The organism is Actinoplanes sp. NPDC049598, assembly GCF_040675435.1.
Classification (GTDB): domain Bacteria; phylum Actinomycetota; class Actinomycetes; order Mycobacteriales; family Micromonosporaceae; genus Actinoplanes.
The window spans coordinates 360,191-380,840 of record NZ_JBFAOX010000005.1; the positions used below are offsets into that span (position 1 = coordinate 360,191).

The window sequence follows — 20,650 nt, forward strand, 5'->3', positions numbered from 1 at the left end:
GGAGGCGAGGGCCGCCGGAGAGGCGAGGGCCGCCGGAGAGGCGAGGGCCGCCGGAGAGGCGAGGGCCGCCGGAGAGGCGAGGGCCGCCGGAGAGGCGAGGGCCGCCGGAGAGGCGAGGGCCGCCGGAGAGGCCGAACTGGCCGGAGCGGCGGAGCCGGTTGCAGCCGCTGGAGAGCTGGCCGGAGCGGCGGAGCCGGTTGCAGCCGCTGGAGAGCTGGCCGGAGCGGCGGAGCCGGTTGCAGCCGCTGGAGTGGCTGAGCCGGCCGGGATGGTCCGGCTGGCCGGAGTCGAGCCGGTCGGAGCGGGCGAGCTGGTCGAGGCCGCTGCACCCGCTGCGGCCGCGTTGGTCGAGGGGGTGTGGCTGAGGGCGAGCGCGGCCTCGCGAACCTCGGCCACCTCGTCGGCGATGGTCACCTTGCGCGGCACATCGAGCCGATACTGCCGGCGGTGCAGCCGCACCGTGCGGAAGTGATCGCGCAGCCGGTCGGTCACCCGGGCCCAGCTGGTGAGATTTCCCATGCCGCCGTGCAGCACCAGGATCGGGCGACCCCGTCCCTCATCGATCATCATCGCATCCCCCTTAGCACCGTTAAGGAGAACTTAGCACTGCTAAGGTAGACCCGTGAAGGGCCTGTCGCGAGAAGTGCTGATCGATGCCGGTCTACGGCTGCTGGACGAGGTGGGTTTAGACGGCCTGTCCGTGCGGAAGTTGGCGGCCTCGCTCGATGTGCAGTCACCCGCGCTCTACTGGCACTTCAAGACCAAGCAGGAGCTGCTCGACGGGATGGCGAGCGCGGTCATCCAGCGCGCCGGGATGGGCCCGCCTCACGACAATGAGCCCTGGCCCGAGTGGCTTCGGCGGCGCGCCCGGGCGTACCGCCGATCGCTTCTCTCCCACCGCGACGGCGCCCGCCTGATCACCTCGGCCCGGCGGGCGCCGGATGCTCTGCACGGCTTCGAGGAGGAGCTGGCCGCCATGGTCCGGCTGGGTTTCACCCCGGCCGGCGCCCTCCTCACGATCATGACGATCGCCGACTACACGAACGGCTTCGTCCTGCAGGAGCAGGCCACCGTCGGGCCGCCGGGCGAGGCCGAGGTTTCGGCTCTCGCCCAGCTGCCCACTCTCACCGCGGCCTTCCAGTCGGGCGGCTACCAGCGGCCGGACGACGCTTTCGAGCACGGATTGGCCGTTCTCGTGGCCGGCACGGAAGCCGTCCTGGCGAAATAACGGGTCAGGCGGCCGAAGACGTCTTGACCAGGGTGCGGATCTGGCGGAGCAGGACAGACAGTGCCGCCAGCTCGGCCGGGGTGTCGCCCACGTCGCCCATGGCGTTGGCGGCCCGGGCGATGGAAGCTGCGTTGACACGTTCCCATTGCGACACCCGGTCGTCGGCCGAGGCGTCGGCCGGGGTCGACTGCAGGACCTCGGCGGTCAGGGCGGCCAGCGCCGCGTACAGGTCGTAGCGCAGCGCCATCCGGGCCAGCGTCTGCCAGCGGTCCCCGCGTGGGAGCTTGGAGATGTGCGACAGCAGCTGGTCGATGTGGAAGCGCTCGGACAGCACGTAGTAGACCGGGGCCACCTGTTCCGGGTCGCAGCCGGTGGCCACGCCCGTCTCCAGGATGTCGAGCAGGCCGAAGCCGTAGTTGACCAGCGTGACCCGCTCGGCCAGCTCCATCGGGACGCCCTTGTCGACCAGCCAGGCGATGTGCTCGTCCATCGACAGGCGCTCGTTGCCCTTGAGCGCGGCCGACATCCGCGGCATGAGCTCGCGCACGCCGGGGCCCAGCCGGGCCACCTCGCCGGCCACGTCGATCGGCGAGCGCCGGGTGCTGACCAGCCAGCGGACGGCCCGGTCGAGCAGCCGGCGCGACTCGAGGAAGACCAGGGTCTGGGCCGGCGTCGGCACCTGGTTGTCCAGGGCCTCGGCGTCGGCCCAGATCTCGGCCAGGCCGTACGTGTCGCGGATGACCACGTAGGCCCGGATGACGTCGGCCGCCGACGCGCCGCTCTCCTCCATGGCCCGGAAGATGAACGACGTGCCGCCCCGGTTGACCACCTCGTTGACCAGGGCCGTCGTGATGATCTCGCGGCGCAGCCGGTGACCGGCCATCCGGGTCGCGAAGCGTTCGCGCAGCGGCGTCGGGAAGTACTTGTGCAGCACCGACGTCGTCCACGGCTCGTCGACCAGCTCGTCGGCCAAGACCTCCCGTTCCGCGGCGATCTTGACGTAGGCCAGCAGCACCGCGAACTCGGGCGCGGTCAGGCCTTCGCCGTTCTCGTAGCGGGTGGCCAGCTCGGCGTCGCTGGGCAGGGCCTCCAGCTCGCGGTTGAGCTGGCCGCTCTCCTCGAGCCAGGTGAGCATGCGGCGGTGCACCGGCAGCAGCGAGTGGGCTTGCGACCGGGCGTTGCCCAGGGCCTGGGCCTGCTCGTAGTTGTCCCGCAGGACCAGCGCCGCGACCTCGTCGGTCATGGCCGCCAGCAACTCGTCCCGCTCGGGCAGGGTCAGCTCGCCGTCGGTGACGGCGCCGCCCAGCAGGATCTTGATGTTGACCTCGTGGTCGGAGCAGTCGACACCGGCGGTGTTGTCGATGAAGTCGGTGTAGATGCGGCCGCCGGTGCGGGCGAACTCGATGCGGCCGCGCTGGGTCAGGCCCAGGTTGCCGCCCTCGCCCACGACCCGGACCCGCAGCTGGCCGCCGTTGATCCGGATGGCGTCGTTGGTCTTGTCGCCGACGTCCGCGTGCGTCTCCGAGGCGGCCTTGACGTAGGTGCCGATGCCGCCGTTCCAGAGCAGGTCGACCGGCGCCCGCAGGATGGCCCGCATCAGCTCGGTCGGGCTGATCGCGGCGGCGTCGTCGAGCTCGAGCGCCGCCCGGATCTCCGGCGAGACCGGGATCGACTTCGCCGTACGCGGGTAGACCCCACCACCCGCCGAGATCAGCGACTTGTCGTAATCGTCCCAGGAGGAGCGCGGCAGATCGAAGAGCCGTTGCCGTTCCGCGAAGGACGCGGCGGCGTCGGGCGCCGGGTCGAGGAAGATGTGCCGGTGGTCGAAGGCCGCCACCAGCCGGATGTGCGGTGACAGCAGCATGCCGTTGCCGAACACGTCGCCGCTCATGTCACCCACGCCGACCACGGTGAAGTCCTGCGTCTGGGTGTCGACGCCGAGGTCGCGGAAGTGCTTCTTGACCGACTCCCAGGCGCCGCGGGCCGTGATGCCCATCTTCTTGTGGTCGTAGCCGGCCGAGCCGCCGCTGGCGAACGCGTCGCCCATCCAGAAGTCCTTGGCCACGGAGATCTCGTTGGCGATGTCCGAGAACGTCGCCGTGCCCTTGTCCGCCGCGACCACGAGGTACGGGTCGTCGCCGTCGTGCCGGACCACGTCGTCCGGCGGCACGATCTTGCCACTGTGGATGTTGTCGGTGACGTCGAGCAGCGCCGTGATGAAGCGCTTGTAGCACTCCACCGCCTCGTCGCGGTCGCCCGGCTTCTGCTTGAGCACGAAGCCGCCCTTGGCGCCGACCGGCACGATCACCGCGTTCTTCACCATCTGCGCCTTGACCAGGCCGAGGACCTCGGTCCGGAAATCCTCCCGCCGGTCCGACCAGCGCAGGCCACCGCGGGCCACGGCGCCGAAGCGCAGGTGCACGCCCTCGAACCGGGGCGAGTACACGAAGATCTCGTACTTGGGCCGGGGCTGCGGCAGGTCGGGGATGGCCTGCGGGTCGAGCTTGAAGGCGACGTACGACTTGGGCCGCCCGTCCGCCCCGCGCTGGAAGAAGCTCGTCCGCAGGGTGGCCTGGATCAGCGTGAGGTAGGACCGCAGGATCCGGTCCTGGTCGAGGCTGTCCACGTCGTCGAGCAGCCCGGTGATCCGGTCGACCAGCTCGTCCGCGAGCCGCGATCGATGCTCCTCACCGGCCTCCAGCTGCGGCGAGAACCGGGTCTCGAAGAGCCGCACCAGCAGGCGGGCGATCTCCGGGTAGGCGATGAAGGTCGACTCCAGGTAGCGCTGGGAGAAGACACTGCCGGTCTGCCGCTGGTACTTGGCGTACGCCCGCAGCACCACCACCTGCCGCCAGGTGAGCCCGGCCCGCAGGACCAGCTCGTTGAAGCCGTCCACTTCGGCCTCACCGCGCCAGGCGGCCGCGAACGCGTTCTCCACCTGCGGGCGCACCTCGGCCAGCTCGCGGTGGGCGGCCGGCGGCTGCAGCCCGAAGTCGTAGAGGTAGACCGTGCCGTCGCTGCGCCGGATCTCGTACGGCCGCTCGTCGACCACCTGCACGCCCAGCGAGTGCAGCACCGGCAGCACCGCCGAGAGCAGCATCGGCTCGCCGTAGCGGTAGACCTTGAACCGCACGTCGTGATCGTCCGGCTCGGGCTCGCCCGTGCGGCCAGGACGCCGCTTGCGGTAGAGGTGCATCTCCAGCTGGCCCTCCTCTTCGAGGAGTTCCAGCTTGGCCAGGTCCTGCATGCCCTCGTACGGGGTGTGGCCGTCCTTGTAGCTGTCGGGGTACGCGGCCGAGTAGCGCCCGAACAGCTCGCGCGCCGCCTCCTCGCCGAGCTTGCGCTCCAGCACCAGGGAGAAGTCGTCGTCCCACATCCGGGTCGCGTCGGCCAGCATCTCGGCCAGGGCGTTCGGGTCGACCTGGCCCGGCGGGTCGGCCGGGTCGGTCCGCACGATGAAGTGCACGCGGGCCAGCATCCGCTCGGTGACCCGGGTCGTGTAGTCGAGACCGACCCCGTTCAGCTCGCGCAGCAGGATCTCCTGCATGTGCAGCCGGTTGCCGGTCGTGAAGCGGTCGCGGGGCATGTAGACCAGGCACGAGATGAACCGGCCGTAACCGTCGCGCCGCAGGAACAGGCGCAGCTGCCGGCGGCCCGCCATGCGCAGGACGCCGATCACCGCCTCGTACAGGTCATCGGTCTTGATCTGGAAGAGCTCGTCGCGGGGGTAGGTCTCCAGGATCTGCAGCAGGTCCTTGCCCGAGTGGCCGCGCGGCGAGAGGCCCGAGCGGTCGAGCACCTCCATCACCTTGCGCTTGACCACCGGCAGCTCGCGGACGCTCGTGCGGTACGCCGACGAGCTGAACAGGCCCAGGAAGCGGCGCTCGCCGACCACCGCCCCGGACGCGTCGAACGTCTTGAAGCTGATGTAGTCGAGATAAGCCGACCGGTGCACCGTGGCCCGGGAATTGGCCTTGGTGATCACCAGGAGCCGTTTCTCCAGGGCCCGCTTGTACGCCTCGGGGGTCATCGTCGACAGCTTGCGGGGCTTGCTGTCGCCGCGCAGGATGCCCAGCCCGGAGCCGGGGACGGCCCCGAGCACGTCGCCGTCGAGCCGGTACTCCCGGTAGCCGAGGAAGGTGAAGTGGTCGTGGGCCAGCCACTTGAGCAGCTCGATCGAGTCGGTGACGTCCTTGTCCGGCACCGGCAGCTTGCCCTCGGACCCGCGGGCCGTGGCCAGCTCGTCGGCGATCACGATGGCCCGCTGGCGCATCCGCGGCCAGTCCTCGACCGCGTCGCGCACGTCGGTCAGCACCCGGCGGACCTCGTTGTGCAGCTGCTCGCGGGTCTCCTCGCTGCGGATCGGGTCGATCTCGATGCGGATCCAGCTCTCGACCAGGTCGCCCTCGATCGCGTCGTCCGGCTCGACGTCGGCCGCCAGCTCGGCCAGCGCGCCCAGCGGCTCGCGGCGCACCACGATCAACGGGTGCACCAGCAGGTGCACTTGCAACTGGTGGGCCGAGAGCAGGGCGATCACGGAGTCGACCAGGAACGGCATGTCGTCGGTGACGATCTGCACCATGGTGTGGCACTGCGAGCCGGACGGCGGCGTGATGGCCAGTTTCAGCTCGCCCGGCAACCGGGTGCGGGCGAGCTCGCGATGGGCGACCGCGGCGTCGTACATCTCCTGGGGCGTGAACCCGACCAGCTCCTCGTCGGGCGCGAACCGCCAGAAGCGGCCCACGAGCTGGGCGGTTGCGTGATCGTTGCCCGCGACCTCGACGGCCTGGGCCACCAGCCGCTCCCCGTTGGGCAGCGGCTCGTCGAGCTCGCCTTCCTCGGCGGAGGCGCCGAGGCGCCCCGTCAGGGCCAGCCCGGGTCCGGCGGCATAGTCCAGATCAACATCGGAATCGGTTGCGGCCTCATCGGCGACAGCCATGGTCTTACCGCTCCCCTCACCCACCACACTGTGGGTTCGAACGTGTCGAGGACAGCCTAGAACGCGCCCGCGGCGGCGATCACACTCGCGGTGTGAACGGGCCGATCGGCGGCGATTTTGACCTATCTCACCTTGGGCGGGTCAACGGGACGGGCATCGGTTGACTACCGTCACGTCTGATCCGTCCCAGTACCCCGCGAAAGGTGATGCCATGCGCCGGTACGTCGCCGTTGCCGCCACCCTGGCCCTGGCCGCTGGTCTGCTCGCCGGGTGCTCGAAGGACGGGCCCGACGGCACCCTCGACGACTTCCTGGCCGGCTGGCGGCGCAACGACCTGAGCAAGATCGGCTTCGTCAGCGCGGCCGGCGGCAAACTCGCCTCGGCCGACGTGCAGGCGCAGCTCAAGGAGCTCACCGGCGAGCTCGTCAACGCCCAGTTCACGGTGGCCAAGGCGGGCGACCCCAAGGAGTCCGGCGACGTCGCGACCAGCCCGATCAAGGTCGACTGGAAACTGGCCGACAACGTCACCTGGTCGTACCAGAGCACCGTGCGCCTGACCAAGAAGAACACCGACGGCTGGTCGGTGATCTGGGAGCCGTCGCTCGTGCAGGGTGACCTCGTGGCCGGCGACAAGGTCCGGATCAAGCGCGTCGGGTCGACCCGGGCCAGCATCCTCGACGCGGCCGGGCAGCCGATCGTCACCTCCCGCGACGTGGTGACCATCGGCGTCGTCCCGGAGGAGATCACCGACCTGGCCCAGCTCCAGAAGGCCCTCACCACCAGCCTGGCCAAGGTCGGCGTCACGGTCGACATGAACGACCTGGCCACCCGGGTGAAGGCCGCCACCCCCGACGCCTTCGTTGACGTGGTCACCCTCCGCCGCCCCGACTACCTCAAGATCCGCAACGAGGTACGCCCGCTCAAGGGCACCCGGTTCCAGGAGGCCAAGCGCGACCTGGCCCCGACCCGCGCCTTCGCCCGCGCCCTGCTCGGCACGGCCGACCAGGCCACCCGCGACGACATCGACGAGAACCCGAAGACCGTCATCCAGGGCGACATCGTCGGGCACGGCGGTCTCCAGGAGAAGTACGACGCCACGCTGCGCGGCACCCCCGGCCTGTCCGTGGTCGTCGCCCGCCCGACATCGGAGTCCGACGACACCCCCAAGGACACCGAGCTCTTCTCGGCCAAGCCGGTCGCCGGCCAGCCGGTCAAGACCACGATCGACGTGCAGACCCAGCTCGCGGCGGACGCGGCCCTCGCCCCGGTCAAGCAGCCGAGCTCGCTGGTGGCCATCAAGGTCAGCGACGGTTCGGTCCTGGCGGTGGCCAACGGCCCCGACGGCGGCTCGGTCGACACCGCGCTCACCGGCCAGGTCCCGCCCGGCTCCACCTTCAAGGCCGTCTCGGCGTACGGGCTGCTGCAGCGCAAGGCCGTCACAGCCGACACGGCCGTCGCCTGCCCGGCCAAGGCCACCGTCGCCGGCCGCGAGTTCAAGAACGCCGAGGGCGAGGTGCTCGGCACCGTCCCGTTCCACGTCGACTTCGCCAAGTCCTGCAACACGGCGTTCGTCGGCCTGGCCCCGAAACTCGGCGCCGACGGACTGCAGAAGGCCGCGGCCGACCTCGGCATCGGCGGCAAGTGGGACCTGGGCGTCAGCGCGTTCAGCGGCAAGGTGTCGCCCGCCGGCACCCCGACCGAGCTCGCCGCCGCCACCTTCGGCCAGGGCGCCACCGCGGTCAGCCCGCTCGCCATGGCGAGCGCCACCGCCGCCATCGCCCGCGGCCAGTTCAAACAGCCGAAGGTCGTGCTCGACCCGGCCCCCGCCGCCCCCGCCGCCGACGGCCCGAAACTCGACGCCGCCGCCGTCGGCCCCCTGAAGCAGATGATGCGCGAGGTGGTCACCGGCGGCACCGCGACGGCCCTCAAGTCCGTGCCGGGCGGCCCGGTCTACGGCAAGACCGGCACCGCCGAGTTCGACGAGAGCACCGAGGACACCCACTCCTGGTTCATCGGCTTCCAGGGCGACGTGGCTTTCGCCGTCATGGTGCAGAAGGGCGGCCTCGGCTCCGAAGCCGCCGTCCCGGCCGTCGGCCGCTTCCTGACGGCCCTGGCCAAGTAACCCCTCAGGCGATGTCGGCGGGCTCGCCCGGCCCGAGACCGATCTCGAAGGCCGGGCGCTGGGCCGGCAGGGTGAAGTTGTCCGGCGCCGGCTCCTCGTTGCCCCGGGGCCGCAGCATGCCGGGGCGGGTGGCCGGCAACGGGTCGGAGTCGAGCAGCGGCGCCTGACCGAGCGGCCTCGGCACCAGCCGCGCCGCGGCCGCCGCGTCGGACTCGTCATCCAAGGGCTCGGCCTCCGCGGGCTCCGGCTCGGCCGGCTCGGTCAGGTCGGTCGGCTCCGGGTTGGCGGGCTCGGCCGGCTCCTCGTCGTCGGCCGCGGGCTCGTCGTCGGCGTCCGGCTCCTCGGAGGGGACCTCCTGCTCCGGGTCGCGGGGCAGCGGCGGGGTCTCGTCACCCTCCTCGACCGCCAGGATCGTGGTGGCGGGGACTGCCGTCTCCTCCAGGGCCGGGCCGGTCGACATGCCGGCGGCGGCCAGGGTGACGCTGCCGGCCCCGGCGGCGGCCCGGCGGTGGGTGCGGTCGGCGTCCGGCGGGGTCGCCGCGGCGCCGTCCATGTCGGCGCGGGCGGCGATCAGGTCGGGGCGCGGGGTCACGTTGTGGGCGACCTCGAGGCCGGCCACGACCGCGTTGGTGATCTCGGCCGCGTACTGGCCGTCGGGGTCGTAGTCGGGGTCGAAGACGGTGATCTCGACGCCGAGGCAGTGCGGCGACTCGACCAGCCCGGAGAGCAGGATCTCGAGCTCGGGGAAGGCGATGCCACCGGGGGACGGGGCGTCGACCGCCGGCATGACCGCCGGGTCGAGCACGTCCACGTCGACGTGCACCCAGTAGCCGGCGCAGTCGACCAGTTGATCGCGGGCCCACTGGGCGCTGCGGGCCGCGCCCTCGGCCCGCAGGGCCGGCACTGGGCGGGTCACTATGCCCGCCGCCTGCAGGTCGAGGCGGTACTCGTCCTGGGCCCGGATGCCGAGCACGACCACGTCGACGTCGCGGAAGTACGGCCGGCGGCTCTCGATCGCGGCCAGCTCGGCCTGCCCGCGCCCGGTGACCAGGGCGAGGTCCTCCCCGGCGGCCGCGCCCACGTAGGACGCGTTGCCGGGGTGGCGGAAGTCGGAGTGACCGTCCACGAAGACCAGGCCGATGCGGCCGCCGACCGCCTCGCCGAGGCGGTGCATGGCGACGCCCGACCCGAGCAGGATCGAGCAGTCGCCACCGAGGATCACCGGGAACTCGCCGGCGTCGAGAATCGCGCCGATCCGGTCGGCCAGGGCCCGCGAGTACGCGTTGATCTGCTGCGCGTGGGCCACCCCGTCGCCGGGCCGCCAGTCGCCCGGGTCGTAGCGGGGCGGGGTGAGGCAGCCGGCGTCGCGGGCGTTCAGCTTGGTGATCAGGCCGTGGTCACGGAGTGCTCCGGGCGCCTTGGCGCAGCCCGGCACCGAGGTCTCGGTCGGCGGGCGCAGACCGAGATTGGACGGTGCGTCGAGGACAGCTATGCGGCGCACGGAGCGGCTCCCTGGCTAGAAGAGGGCGCTGGCCAGGGCGCGCCGGGCGCCGGCCACCGCGGGGTCGTCCGGCCCGGCCACGCTGAACAGCGAGAGCAGGTGCTTGCGTACGGCGTCACGCTCGTCGCCGGTGGTGCGCTTGACCAGGGCCACCAGCCGCGCGTAGGCCTGGTCGGCCTGGCCGCTGAGGACCTCGATGTCGGCCGCCAGCCGCTGCGCGTCGACGTCGTCGGGCGACGCCTCGGCCTTGGCCAGCGCCGCCTGCGGGTCGGCGCCCTGGATGCGGCGGTAGAGCTCGACCTGGGCCAGGCCGGACTCGGCGGCCGCGTCCTGCGGGGACTCGGCCAGGATCTTGCGGTACGCCGCCTCGGCCTCGTCGAGGTCGCCGGTCATGAGGGCGTCGTCGGCCGCGTCGAGCCGCGGATCCTCGGGGGCCTCGACGCTGATGCCGCCGGCCTTGAGCACCGCGTCCACATACTGCTTGACCTGGGACTCGGGGAGCACGCCGGTGAAGCCCTCGACGAGCTGACCGCCGACCACCGCGACCACCATCGGGATGCCCTGCACGCGCAGCGCCTGAGCGAGGCGCGGGTTGGCGTCCACATCGACCTTGCCGAGCACCCACGAGCCGCCGCCGGCCTGGGCGAGCCGCTCCAGGATGGGCGAGAGCTGCTTGCAGGGCTCGCACCAGTCGGCCCAGAAGTCGAGGATGACCGGCGTCGCGAGCGAGCGCTCGAGGACGTCCGACTGGAAGTTGGCCTCGGTGACGTTGATGATGGTCTCCGGGCCGGCGCCGCCGGGCAGCCCGCCCGGGATGGCGCCGGGGGGCGGCCCGCCGTGCTCGGCTGCCTGCGTGTTGCCGTCGGGCGCGGGGCGGCTCGGCGCCGGAGAGGGCGCGCGCAGCGCGCTGAGATCGACCGCGCCGCGGGTGAAGATCGACGGAGTGGTCCGTGGGTCGCTCATGGTTACCTAGTCTCGCACGCTGACAAGGCGCTCCGCCGCGCCGCGGCGGGCCTGATATCGGACGTCACAGCATAACGGATGAGTTATCCTTTTACCGTGCCGTCGCTCAATCCCGAGAAGCTGCGCGCCGACTCGGCCCGGGTGCGCGAGCGGATGCTCTCGGTCGCCCGCGAACGGCTGCTGGGCGGCGACACCGACCTGCCGATGAACGCGATCGCCAAGGCGGCCGAGGTCGGTGTCGGCACTGCGTACCGGCACTTCCCCAGCCATCAGGTGCTGCTCGAGGCGCTGGCCGCCGACAGCTTCGCGGCGCTGGTGGCCGACGCCCGCGCGGCCGAGCGGGATGCCGACGCGGCGGCCGGCTTCGCCCGGATCATGGGCGCCGGCCTGCGGCTGATGCTGGCCGACCCGGCGCTGGCGGCCGTGCTGGCCCGGCCCAGCTTCGCCTGTGACGAGACGGTCGAGCTCGGCGCCGAGCTGTTCGAGGCGTTCGGCGCCGTGCTCGAGCGGGCCCGGGCCGAGGGCGCCGTCCGGCCCGGCGTCAGCGGCGACGACCTGCGCCGGCTGATGTGCGGCGTGCAGCAGGCGGTCCGGATCGGCGACCCGGAGGCCGCCGACCGGTACCTCGACATCCTGTTGGCCGGTCTTCAGAACCGGGCCGGCTCGCGGTAGATCCCCCACTCCTGTTTGAGGGCGTCGCAGATCTCCCCCAGGGTCGCCTCGGCCCGGGCGGCCTCCAGCATCGCCGGGATCATGTTGGCCCCGCTGCGGGCGGCGGCCAGCATCCCGTCGAGGGCGGCCTTGACCCGTACGGCATCGCGCCCGGCCCGCCGGGCCCCCAGCTCGCGGTTCTGCGCGAGCTCGACCTCATGCGAGACCCGGAGGATCTCCAGCTCCTTGGCCACCGTGCCGGTGTGCGCGTTGACGCCGACGATGCGCTTCTCGTCCTTCTCCAGCGCCTGCTGGTAGACGAAGGCCGCCTCGGCGATGTTGGCCGTGAACCAGCCGTCCTCGATGCCGCGCAGGATGCCGGCCGTGATGCTGCCGTCCTCGCCGAGCTCACGGATCCGCGCGAAGATCTCCTCGGCCTCGGCCTCGATGCGGTCGGTCAGCTCCTCGACATACCAGGAGCCGCCGAGCGGGTCGGCCACGTTGACCACGCCGATCTCCTCCATCAGCACCTGCTGGGTGCGCAGGGCGATCTCGGCCGACTCGTCGGTGGGCAGGGCCAGGGTCTCGTCGAGGGCGTTGGTGTGCAGCGAGTTGGTGCCGCCGAGGACGGCGGCCAGCGCCTCCACGGCCGTACGGACGACGTTGTTGACCGGCTGCTGGGCGGTCAGCGAGACCCCGGCGGTCTGGGTGTGGAATTTCAGCCACAACGCCTTCTCGCTGGTCGCGCCGTAGTCGTCGCGAAGGTGCCGGGCCCAGATGCGGCGCGCGGCCCGGAACTTGGCGATCTCCTCGAAGAAGTCGAGGTGGGCGTCGAAGAAGAAGCTCAGCCCGGGCGCGAACTGGTTGACGTCGAGCCCGCGCGAGAGCCCGAGCTCGACGTAGCCGAACCCGTCGGCCAGCGTGTACGCCAGCTCCTGCGCGGCCGTCGAGCCGGCCTCGCGGATGTGGTAGCCGCTGACCGACAGCGGCTTGTACTTCGGGATCTCGCGGGCGCAGTACTCCATGAGGTCGCCGATCAGGCGCAGGTGCGGCTCGGGCTGGAAGAGCCACTCCTTCTGCGCGATGTACTCCTTGAAGATGTCGGTCTGCAGGGTGCCGTCCAACTTGTGCAGGTCGGCGCCCTGCCGCTCGGCCGCCACCAGGTACATGCAGAAGATCGGCACGGCCGGGCCGGAGATCGTCATGCTGGTGGTGGTCTTCTCCAGGTCGATCCCGCCGAAGAGCACCTCCATGTCGGCCGCCGAGTCGATCGCCACCCCGCAGTGGCCGACCTCGCCCAGCGACTGCGGGTCGTCGGAGTCGCGGCCCATCAGCGTCGGCATGTCGAACGCGACGCTGAGGCCGCCCCCGCCGGCGGCCAGGATCATCTTGTAGCGCTCGTTGGTCTGCTGCGCGTTCCCGAAGCCGGCGAACTGCCGGATCGTCCAGGTGCGCCCCCGGTAGCCGGTCGGATAGAGACCCCGGGTGTACGGGAACTCGCCCGGCCACCCGATGCGCTCGAAGCCGGGATAGGCGACGCCCGCCGGTGGCCCGTAGACGGGGTCGACCGTGGCGCCGGAAAGGGTGGTGAAGTCAGCGTCGCGCTTGCGAGCGGCGTCGTAACGGCGCTGCCAGCGCTCGCGCCCGGCCTCGATGTCGGCTGCGTCCATGCCGCCATCCTAGGGGAGAACTGAACGATCGCTAAGGCTTGAATTCGTGTATCCAGGCCTGCGGGTCCCCCTTGCGCTGCAGCAGCCGCATGACCAGCGGGAACATCGCGTCCCGGATCGCCGCCCCGACCGGCCCGGCGGTCTTCGAACTGCCACTTCGCTTGCCGTACGCCACCACGCGCTCCACGCGGTCCCGACGGCGCCGCTCATACTCGGCGAGCGTCCCTCCGGCTCCGATCACGCGGCCGAGGGTCACCGCGTCCTCGATCGCCATGGACGCGCCCTGCCCCGACGACGGCGACACGGCGTGCGCGGCGTCGCCCACCAGCACCACCCGCTCGCCGTGCCAGACCGGCACCCGCGGCAGGTCGTCGGTGTTCCACGGCCCGAGCGCCTCGCCGGTGGCCCGGATGATCGCCGCGGCCGGCAGGTCGTCATCCTCGAAGAGCCCGATCAGGTAGGCCCGCCACGACTCCGGCGTGAACTCCCCCGGCCGTACGGGCTGCTTGCGCGGCGGGTTGGCGAACCACCAGACGCTGCCGTCGGGTGCCGTGGCCCACCCGAAGAAGGCCCGCCGCCCGAACGCCATGTGCACCCTTCCCGGCGCTCGGTCGAGCGTCGCGCCGACCGGCCGGTCGGTGAAGCCGCCCGCGTTGAGCAGGCCCAGATAGCGCGGTTGGGGACCGCCCGGGTTGAGCAGCTCCCGGGTGCGCGATCGCAGTCCGTCGGCGCCGACCAGCAGGTCGCCGTGCTCCTCGGTGCCGTCGTCGAAGCGTACGGCCACGTGGTCTTGACCCTCGGCGAAGCCGCTCAGGCGTTTGCCGTGCTCGATCGGAATGCCGCGCTTCTCGGCCGCCGCGCGCAACGAGGCGTACAGGTCGGCCCGCTTGATGGTCGTCGTGACCGTGCCGTCCGGCGTGGGACCACCCAGCGGCAGCACGGCGAGCTGCCGCCCCTTGCCGTTGAACATGTTCAGCTCTGGCGTGGCAAAACCGGCGGCCAGCACCTCGGCCGGATCCTCACCGAGGGCGCGCAGGGCCGCGAGCCCGTTGACGGCCACCGTGAGCCAGGCGCCTTTTTCTCCAGACCCTCGGGGGTACGCCTCGTAGATGCGCGGCCGCCATCCAGCGCGCTCCAACGCGAGCGCGGCCACGGCGCCGGCGATGCCCCCGCCGGCGATCAGTGCAGTCTTTGCTTTAGTCATACTCTGACTATGCATACTATGACTATGGCCGGTCAACCCCTTACGCTGATCCGGTGCCTTCCTCCGAACCGCGCCGCTCCACGCTGGGCATGGTGCTGCTGGCGCTGCTCATGGAGGCGCCCATGCACCCGTACCGGATGCAGCAGATGATCAAGGAGCGCGGCCAGGACCAGCTCGTCAACGTGGCCCAGCGCAACAGCGTCTACCAGGCCCTCGACCGCCTCGTCCGCGACGGCCTGGCCCGCGCCGGCAGCACCACCCGCGAGGCGGGCCGCCCGGAACGCACGATCTACGAGATCACCGATGAGGGCACGGCCACGATGCGCCGCTGGCTGACCGGCATGCTGCCCACCCCCGCCCGCGAATTCCCGGAGTTCCCGGCCGCGCTGGCCTTCCTGCCGGTGCTCCCACCGGCCGAGGTGCGGGAGCTGCTGGAGAAACGCGTCGAGGCGCTGACCGAGAAGGTCAGCGCCATCCGCGCCCAGGCCCCGGCGGGCCTCCCCCGCTTGTTCCTCATCGAGGACGAATACCGGGTGGCCATGCTGGAAGCGGAGCTCACCTGGCTCCGCAGCGTCATCAGCGACCTGGCTCGGGGCACTTTGACCTGGAGCGCTGAGATGATTGCCGAGACTCTGGAGCACTTCCCACCGAGTGCGTGACGCTCGCCGGTCTGGCAGTCGCCCGGAGACGCCCGAGACACGCGCCGGAGCTGCGGACCAGATCAGACCGCTCGCCATGTGAGCCAGCGCCGCCGCCTGATCGCGCCAGCTCGTCATGATCCAGAGCTGCCACCCAATCGCGTCGACTCGTCACGAGCCGCAGCCACCCACCGGGGTAGTTCCCACCACCCGAGCGGAAGCCGCCACCCACTCGCGCCGGCCCGTCACGAGCCGGAGCCGCCACACACCGGGGTAGTTCCCACCATGCGGGGGGAGCCACCGCCCACTGGCGATCCGCCCCGTCACGCGAACCGGACCGCCGTCCACATCCGGCTGCTCATCACACGGGCCGGGGCCGTCGCACTCTCGCGCCGCTCGCCACACGAGCCGGGGCTGCCGCCCACTCGGACCGCTCGCCACACGAGCCGGGGCTGCCGCCCACTCGGACCGCTCGCCACACGAGCCGGAGCCGCGCAGGCCGAGAGTCGGCCCGTCACCTGCCCCGGCGCGGCCCTTCTCGCGCGCTCGCGTCAGCTGGAGCGCGCACGGGAGGAGCATCAGTCACGCGGGCCGGAGCCCGGCCGTCGCGTCAGCCGATCCGCCCGGCCTCGCGTCGCCGGAGCCCGGCCTCGCGTCGCCGGAGCCCGCCCTCCCAAGGGGGCCGCCCCGGATCCATTCTCCCGGAGGTCGCAAGATCGTGCTGGCGAGCTGTGGATGGCGGCGGGGGGTGTGGACAACTAAGCGGTCAGGTCCAGGGCGTGGTAGAGGCGCGACGTGGTCGAGTTGAGGTCGGCCAGGCGGGAAGCCGGGACGCCGCTCATGAGGGCTACGCGCCGTTCGCCGGCGGCGCGGTTGAGCAGGACGCCGACCTGGGACGAGGCGCGCTCCATGACGATCTGGCGGGCCAGGACCGTGGTCGGGTCGGTCTCGTCGGCCGTGGGGGCGACCTTGGCGGTGGCCTTGACCGAGTTGACCGCGGCGGCGGCGTCGCGGGCCAGGCCGGCGCTGTAGGCGGCCGTGCGGTCGATCGAGGTGACGGCGGGGATGGCCGGCATCTCGAGGGTGGGCGCGAGCACCTGCGGCTGCGCGTCGGCCACACGGGCGCTCTGCTGCAGGGCGGCGCTCTGCAGGAGCGGGTGCAGGTAGGTGGCGGTGGTTCCGGTGACCCGGGGGAAGGTGATCGGCGCAATCATGCTGCACCCCGGCTGCTGCCCATGTGACTGATCATGTCCGCTATCCTTTCCGGCGCTGACCTAATGAGCTTATGCCGGAAAAATCAGGACGTCATCGGGCGCTTGGGCGAGATCCGGGGTTGGCCGCGCGTGCCGATTCGGTCAGACCGACAGTCAGATCCCGAGCCGCCCGAAGCTGCCGGGAGCAGGCCAGACAAGCCGATCGCGGCCAAGCGCCGAGTCAACCCGGCATGCCGAGCAACCCGGAGGCCGAGCAGACCGAAGCCCAGCATGCCCGAAGGGTCTCAGAGGCCTTTGATCAGCTCGTCGGCGGCGGCGTAGGGGTCCAGCTCCCCCGCGGCCACGGCGGCGGCCAGGGTCGTCAGAGCGGTGCCCTCACGCAAGCTGCCGATGCGGGACCGGAGGGTGCCGAGCGCGATCGCCTCGATCTCGACTGCGGCGCGCCTCTCACGGCGTACCGCCAGGTTGTCGGTCTTGACCAGCCACGCGTGGTGCTTGTCGATGGCCGCGAGCACGTCCTCCACGCCCTCGGCCTTGACCGCGGTCGCCTTCACCACCAGCGGCCGCCAGTCGCCGGGGCCGCGCTCGCCGAGGCCGAGCATGCCCTGGATGTCCCGGTACGTGGCGTCCGCGCCCGGCCGGTCCGCTTTGTTGATCACGAAGACGTCGGCGACCTCGAGAACCCCGGCCTTCACCGCCTGGATAGCGTCGCCCATGCCGGGGGCGAGCAGCACCAGCGTCGTGTCGGCGAGGGAGGCGATCTCCACCTCGGCCTGGCCGACCCCGACCGTCTCGACCAGGATCACCTCGCAGCCGGCGCCCTCCAGGACGCGTACGGCCTGAGGGGTCGCCGCCGAGAGGCCACCCAGCTGGCCGCGGCTGGACATCGAGCGGATGTAGACGCCCGGATCGGTCGTGTGCTCCTGCATCCGCACCCGGTCGCCGAGGATGGCGCCGCCGGTGAACGGGCTGGACGGGTCGACCGCGAGCACGCCGACCCGGCGGCCGGCCTTGCGCAGCACCCGCACCAGCTCGTTGGTCGTCGTCGACTTGCCGACGCCGGGCGAGCCGGTCAGGCCGATGACCTGGGCGTGCCCGGCGTACGGGGCCAGCGCCGCCGCGACGTCGGGCAGCGCCGGGTCACCGTTCTCGACCAGGCTGATCAGCCGGGCCACCGACCGCGGATCCCCCTCGCGGGCCTTCGCGACCAGGGTGGGGACGTCACGGGATCTGCTCAAGGGGCCACCTTGATGATCAGCGCGTCGCCCTGACCGCCGCCGCCGCACAGGCCGGCCGCGCCGTAGCCGCCGCCGCGGCGGCGCAGCTCCAGGGCCAGGGTGAGGACCAGGCGGGCGCCGGACATGCCGATCGGGTGGCCGAGGGCGATGGCGCCGCCGTTCACGTTCACGATCTCGTCGTCGACCTTGAGCTCGCGCATCGACTGGATGACCACCTGGGCGAAGGCCTCGTTCATCTCGATCAGCGACAGGTCGTCGACGGTGAGGCCGGCCTTGTCCAGGGCGTGCCGGATCGCGTTGGCCGGCTGGGACTGCAGCGAGCTGTCGGGGCCGGCCACGTTGCCGTGCGCGGTGATCTCGGCCAGCCAGCGCAGGCCGAGCTCCTCCGCCTTGGCCTTGCTCATCACCACGACCGCGGCGGCGCCGTCGGAGATCGGCGAGGAGCTGCCGGCCGTGATGGTGCCGCCGGCGGTGAAGGCCGGGCGGAGCTGGGACAGCGACTCGGCGGTGGCGTCGGGCCGCACCCCCTCGTCGACCTCGACGAACGCGTCGTCGGCGCGCTTGCCGGTCTTGATCGGCACGATCTCCTCGGCGAAGCGGCCCTCGCGCTGGGCCGCGGCCGCCCGCTGGTGGCTCTGCGCGGCGAACGCGTCCTGCTCGGCCCGGGTGATGCCGAGGCGGACGCCGCTGCGCTCGGTCGACTCGCCCATGGAGATGCCCTCCCAGGGGTCGATGAGACCGTCGTACGCGGTGTGGTCGCGCACCAGCACGTCGCCGAATTTCGTGCCCTGGCGCTGGGTCATCAGCAGGTGGGGCGCGTTGGTCATCGACTCCATGCCGCCGGCCACCACGATGTCGAACTCGCCGGCCCGGATGAGCTGGTCGGCCAGGGCGATCGCGTCGAGCCCGGACAGGCACACCTTGTTGACGGTGACGGCCGGGGTGGTCATCGGGATGCCGGCCGCCACCGCGGCCTGGCGGGCGGTGATCTGGCCGGCGCCGGCCTGCAGGACCTGGCCCATGATCACGTACTGCACCTGGTCGGGGCGCACGCCGCCGCGGTTGAGGGCGGCCTCGATGGCGTAGCCGCCGAGGGCCGTGGCCGGCACGTTCTTGAGGTTGCCGAGCAGGCGGCCCATCGGGGTGCGGGCGCCACTCACGATCACCGAGCTGGTCACGTCATCTCTTCCCATCTGCTGCGCGGGGTCCCCGCTGTAGCCTTAACGGGCGTTCAGGCAAAGACTAATAGGATGACCACTCCTCCTCCTAGTGTCGCCGGGCCCGAGAATCTCACAAACCCCGAGGTCGGCCTCCTCCGTATAGATCACGTCGGAATCGCCGTGGCCGATCTCGACGCTGCCCTCGCCTTCTACGCCGAAAACTTCGGCTTGCGATGTGTGCACGAAGAGACCAATGAGGAGCAGGGCGTACGCGAGGCCATGCTCGCCGTGGGCGACGGCAGCGGGCCGCGGCTGCAGCTGCTGGCCCCGGCCCGGCCCGACTCGGCCATCGCCAAGTTCCTCGACCGCAGCGGTCCCGGCCTGCAGCAGCTGGCCTACACGGTGGCCGACGTGGAAGCGGCCTCGGCCGCGCTGCGGGCCCGCGGGCTGCGACTGCTCTACGACACCCCGCGCCGGGGCACGGCCGGGTCGCGGATCAACTTCGTTCACCCCAAGGACGCTGGGGGCGTTTTGGTGGAGTTGGTCCAGCCTGTCAGCCCTTCGGATGAATCATCCTGACGTAATCGTCTCCGCCTGGCAGGATCGGGAGGACACGGAGGGCCCTCGCCCGAATCGCGGATGAGCAGCGATCCCCACGCCGAACGGCCGGGTTTCGGGCAGCTCAAAGGTGATCTAACGTGTCCTTTCCGATGCCCGTCCGCTCTTGCGATGGCGGGGCGTCTTCGCCAGGATGGCCCAATGCCCCAGCAGCAGGATCAAAACTTGGCATTCTTCGACGGCGCGAACTCCCAGCACGACTTCACCGTGGTGCTCCGGGGTTATGACCGCGGGCAGGTGGACGCTCATCTCGGCCGGCTGGTCGCCGCGATCAACCAGACGACCCAGGCCGCCGGCGAGGCCGAGCAGCGGATGAACGACGCGCAGCGCCGCCTGCGCCAGGCCGAGCAGCGGCTGGTCGCGCTCGAGCAGAAGCTCGCCGACAGCAACAAGCTGCTCGAGGAGAACAACCGGCCGACGCTCTCCGGGCTGGGCACCCGGGTCGAGCAGATCCTGCGGCTGGCCGAGGAACAGGCGAACGATCACCGCAGCGAGGCCAAGCGAGAGTCCGAGGGCATCCTCTCCGCGGCCCGCCTCGAGGCGCGGGAGATCACCGACAAGGCGCGGGCCGAGGCCGCCGCGATGAAGGCGACCGCCGAGCGCGAGGCCGGCCAGGTGCGCACCCACGCCGAGCGCGAGGCGGCCGAGGCCCGGGTGCAGGCCCGCCGCGAGGCCGACACGCTCCGGTCGGACGCCGACCGGGAGACCAAGCAGCTGCGCACGGTCACCGCGCACGAGGTGGCCGAGCTCAAGTCGACCGTCGAGCGCGAGGTCGCGTCGCTGCGGGCCACCGCCGAGCGCGAGATCACCCAGCTCCGGGCCAAGGCGTCGCGCGAGGCCGAGGAGAAGCGGGCCGAGGCGACCAAGCTGCTGACCGACGCGCGCGACAAGCGCGACAAGGACCTCCAGGCGCTGGCGCTCGAGATCGCCGAGCGGCGGGAGAAGGCCGAGCGCGAGGAGTCGCAGCGCCACGCGGCCCAGGTCAGCGCCACCCAGAAGATGGTGGCCGAGGCCGAGGAGCGCGCCCGCGCCGCCGAGGACCGCGCCAAGGAGATCGAGCAGCGGGCCGAGCAGCGCCGCATCGAGTCCGAGCGCAACGCCGCCGAGACCACCGAGAAGGCCCGCGCCCTGTCCGAGAAGACGGTCAGCGAGGCCCGCTCCGAGTCGCAGCGACTGCTCAGCGAGGCCCGGACTGAGGCGGAACTCACCACGCAGGCCGCCAAGCGCGAGGTGGAGGACCTGACCCGCCAGAAGGACGCGGTCACCAACCAGCTCGGCCAGATGCTCTCGGGCCTGTCCGGCCTGGTGCCGGGGGTCGGCGCGGCCAAGCCGGCCGACGCCGCCGCGGCCGCCCCGGTCGTGGCCGCAGCCGCCGCCGCGGCCGCCGCCAAGGAGGCCACGCCGACGCAGCGAGCTGCGGAAACGCCCCAGCCGGCCGAGGCCGAGGCCAAGCCGGAGCCGGCCAAGACCAACTGAGTTGTCAGCCCTTTCCCAGGGCCTCTCC

At 71.8% G+C, this 20,650-nt stretch carries 13 protein-coding genes and 2 pseudogenes; 6 read left to right on the top strand and 9 right to left on the bottom strand.

Features of this window, described 5'->3' with window-relative positions:
• Window positions 1-570, bottom strand: a pseudogene (locus tag AB0J66_RS15130) (hypothetical protein); the annotation flags it as partial.
• Between the two features lie 52 nt (window positions 571-622).
• Between AB0J66_RS15130 and AB0J66_RS15135 the strand changes: the two are divergent.
• Window positions 623-1,228, top strand: coding sequence for a TetR/AcrR family transcriptional regulator C-terminal domain-containing protein (locus AB0J66_RS15135; protein ID WP_364660062.1), 606 nt, complete (start codon window positions 623-625; stop codon window positions 1,226-1,228).
• Between the two features lie 4 nt (window positions 1,229-1,232).
• Here the strand turns inward: AB0J66_RS15135 and AB0J66_RS15140 are convergent, their stop codons facing one another.
• The gene (locus AB0J66_RS15140) at window positions 1,233-6,167 is read right to left on the bottom strand and encodes an NAD-glutamate dehydrogenase (protein WP_364660064.1); all 4,935 of its coding nucleotides are present in this window, start codon (window positions 6,165-6,167) and stop codon (window positions 1,233-1,235) included.
• A 211-nt stretch (window positions 6,168-6,378) separates the two neighbouring features.
• On the opposite strand from AB0J66_RS15140, the gene AB0J66_RS15145 reads away from it, so the two are divergent.
• Complete coding sequence (locus AB0J66_RS15145) at window positions 6,379-8,289, top strand: penicillin-binding transpeptidase domain-containing protein (RefSeq protein WP_364660066.1); 1,911 nt, start codon at window positions 6,379-6,381, stop codon at window positions 8,287-8,289.
• A gap of 385 nt (window positions 8,290-8,674) precedes the next feature.
• On the opposite strand, the pseudogene AB0J66_RS15150 reads toward AB0J66_RS15145, so the two are convergent.
• A pseudogene (locus tag AB0J66_RS15150) lies at window positions 8,675-9,790 on the bottom strand (arginase family protein); the annotation flags it as partial.
• A 15-nt stretch (window positions 9,791-9,805) separates the two neighbouring features.
• Window positions 9,806-10,753 carry a tetratricopeptide repeat protein gene (locus tag AB0J66_RS15155; protein WP_364660068.1) on the bottom strand — a complete coding sequence of 316 codons (948 nt, stop codon included), beginning with the start codon at window positions 10,751-10,753 and terminating at the stop codon, window positions 9,806-9,808.
• Window positions 10,754-10,849: 96 nt separating this feature from the next.
• Here AB0J66_RS15155 and AB0J66_RS15160 point away from each other — a divergent pair, with 96 nt between their 5' ends.
• Complete coding sequence (locus AB0J66_RS15160) at window positions 10,850-11,425, top strand: TetR family transcriptional regulator (RefSeq protein WP_364660070.1); 576 nt, start codon at window positions 10,850-10,852, stop codon at window positions 11,423-11,425.
• Here the strand turns inward: AB0J66_RS15160 and AB0J66_RS15165 are convergent.
• Together AB0J66_RS15165 and AB0J66_RS15170 are read right to left on the bottom strand one after the other, a co-directional pair.
• On the bottom strand, window positions 11,401-13,074 hold the full coding sequence (locus AB0J66_RS15165) for a methylmalonyl-CoA mutase family protein (RefSeq protein ID WP_364660072.1): 1,674 nt from the start codon (window positions 13,072-13,074) through the stop codon (window positions 11,401-11,403). The two genes, AB0J66_RS15160 and AB0J66_RS15165, sit on opposite strands and share 25 nt — an antisense overlap.
• A 31-nt stretch (window positions 13,075-13,105) precedes the next feature.
• Complete coding sequence (locus AB0J66_RS15170) at window positions 13,106-14,278, bottom strand: FAD-dependent monooxygenase (RefSeq protein WP_364660074.1); 1,173 nt, start codon at window positions 14,276-14,278, stop codon at window positions 13,106-13,108.
• Window positions 14,279-14,331: 53 nt separating this feature from the next.
• Here AB0J66_RS15170 and AB0J66_RS15175 point away from each other — a divergent pair, with 53 nt between their 5' ends.
• Window positions 14,332-14,937, top strand: coding sequence for a PadR family transcriptional regulator (locus AB0J66_RS15175; protein WP_364660076.1), 606 nt, complete (start codon window positions 14,332-14,334; stop codon window positions 14,935-14,937).
• A 737-nt stretch (window positions 14,938-15,674) separates the two neighbouring features.
• On the opposite strand, the gene AB0J66_RS15180 is transcribed toward AB0J66_RS15175, so the two are convergent.
• The 3 genes from AB0J66_RS15180 to AB0J66_RS15190 form a co-directional block, all read right to left on the bottom strand.
• Window positions 15,675-16,130, bottom strand: coding sequence for a hypothetical protein (locus AB0J66_RS15180; protein ID WP_364660078.1), 456 nt, complete (start codon window positions 16,128-16,130; stop codon window positions 15,675-15,677).
• 284 nt (window positions 16,131-16,414) lie between these two features.
• Window positions 16,415-17,368 carry a methylmalonyl Co-A mutase-associated GTPase MeaB gene (gene meaB, locus AB0J66_RS15185; RefSeq protein WP_364660080.1) on the bottom strand — a complete coding sequence of 318 codons (954 nt, stop codon included), beginning with the start codon at window positions 17,366-17,368 and terminating at the stop codon, window positions 16,415-16,417.
• Window positions 17,365-18,546: an acetyl-CoA C-acetyltransferase gene (locus tag AB0J66_RS15190; RefSeq protein ID WP_364660082.1), complete on the bottom strand. Its 1,182-nt coding sequence runs from the start codon at window positions 18,544-18,546 to the stop codon at window positions 17,365-17,367. Before AB0J66_RS15190 ends, meaB begins: the two co-directional genes overlap by 4 nt.
• Before the next feature lie 72 nt (window positions 18,547-18,618).
• Here AB0J66_RS15190 and mce point away from each other — a divergent pair, with 72 nt between their 5' ends.
• Both mce and AB0J66_RS15200 read left to right on the top strand, forming a co-directional pair.
• Window positions 18,619-19,107: a methylmalonyl-CoA epimerase gene (gene mce, locus AB0J66_RS15195; RefSeq protein WP_364660084.1), complete on the top strand. Its 489-nt coding sequence runs from the start codon at window positions 18,619-18,621 to the stop codon at window positions 19,105-19,107.
• A 180-nt stretch (window positions 19,108-19,287) separates the two neighbouring features.
• Window positions 19,288-20,622, top strand: a complete 1,335-nt coding sequence (locus tag AB0J66_RS15200; protein WP_364660086.1) for a DivIVA domain-containing protein — start codon at window positions 19,288-19,290, stop codon at window positions 20,620-20,622.
• Window positions 20,623-20,650 lie beyond the last annotated feature (28 nt).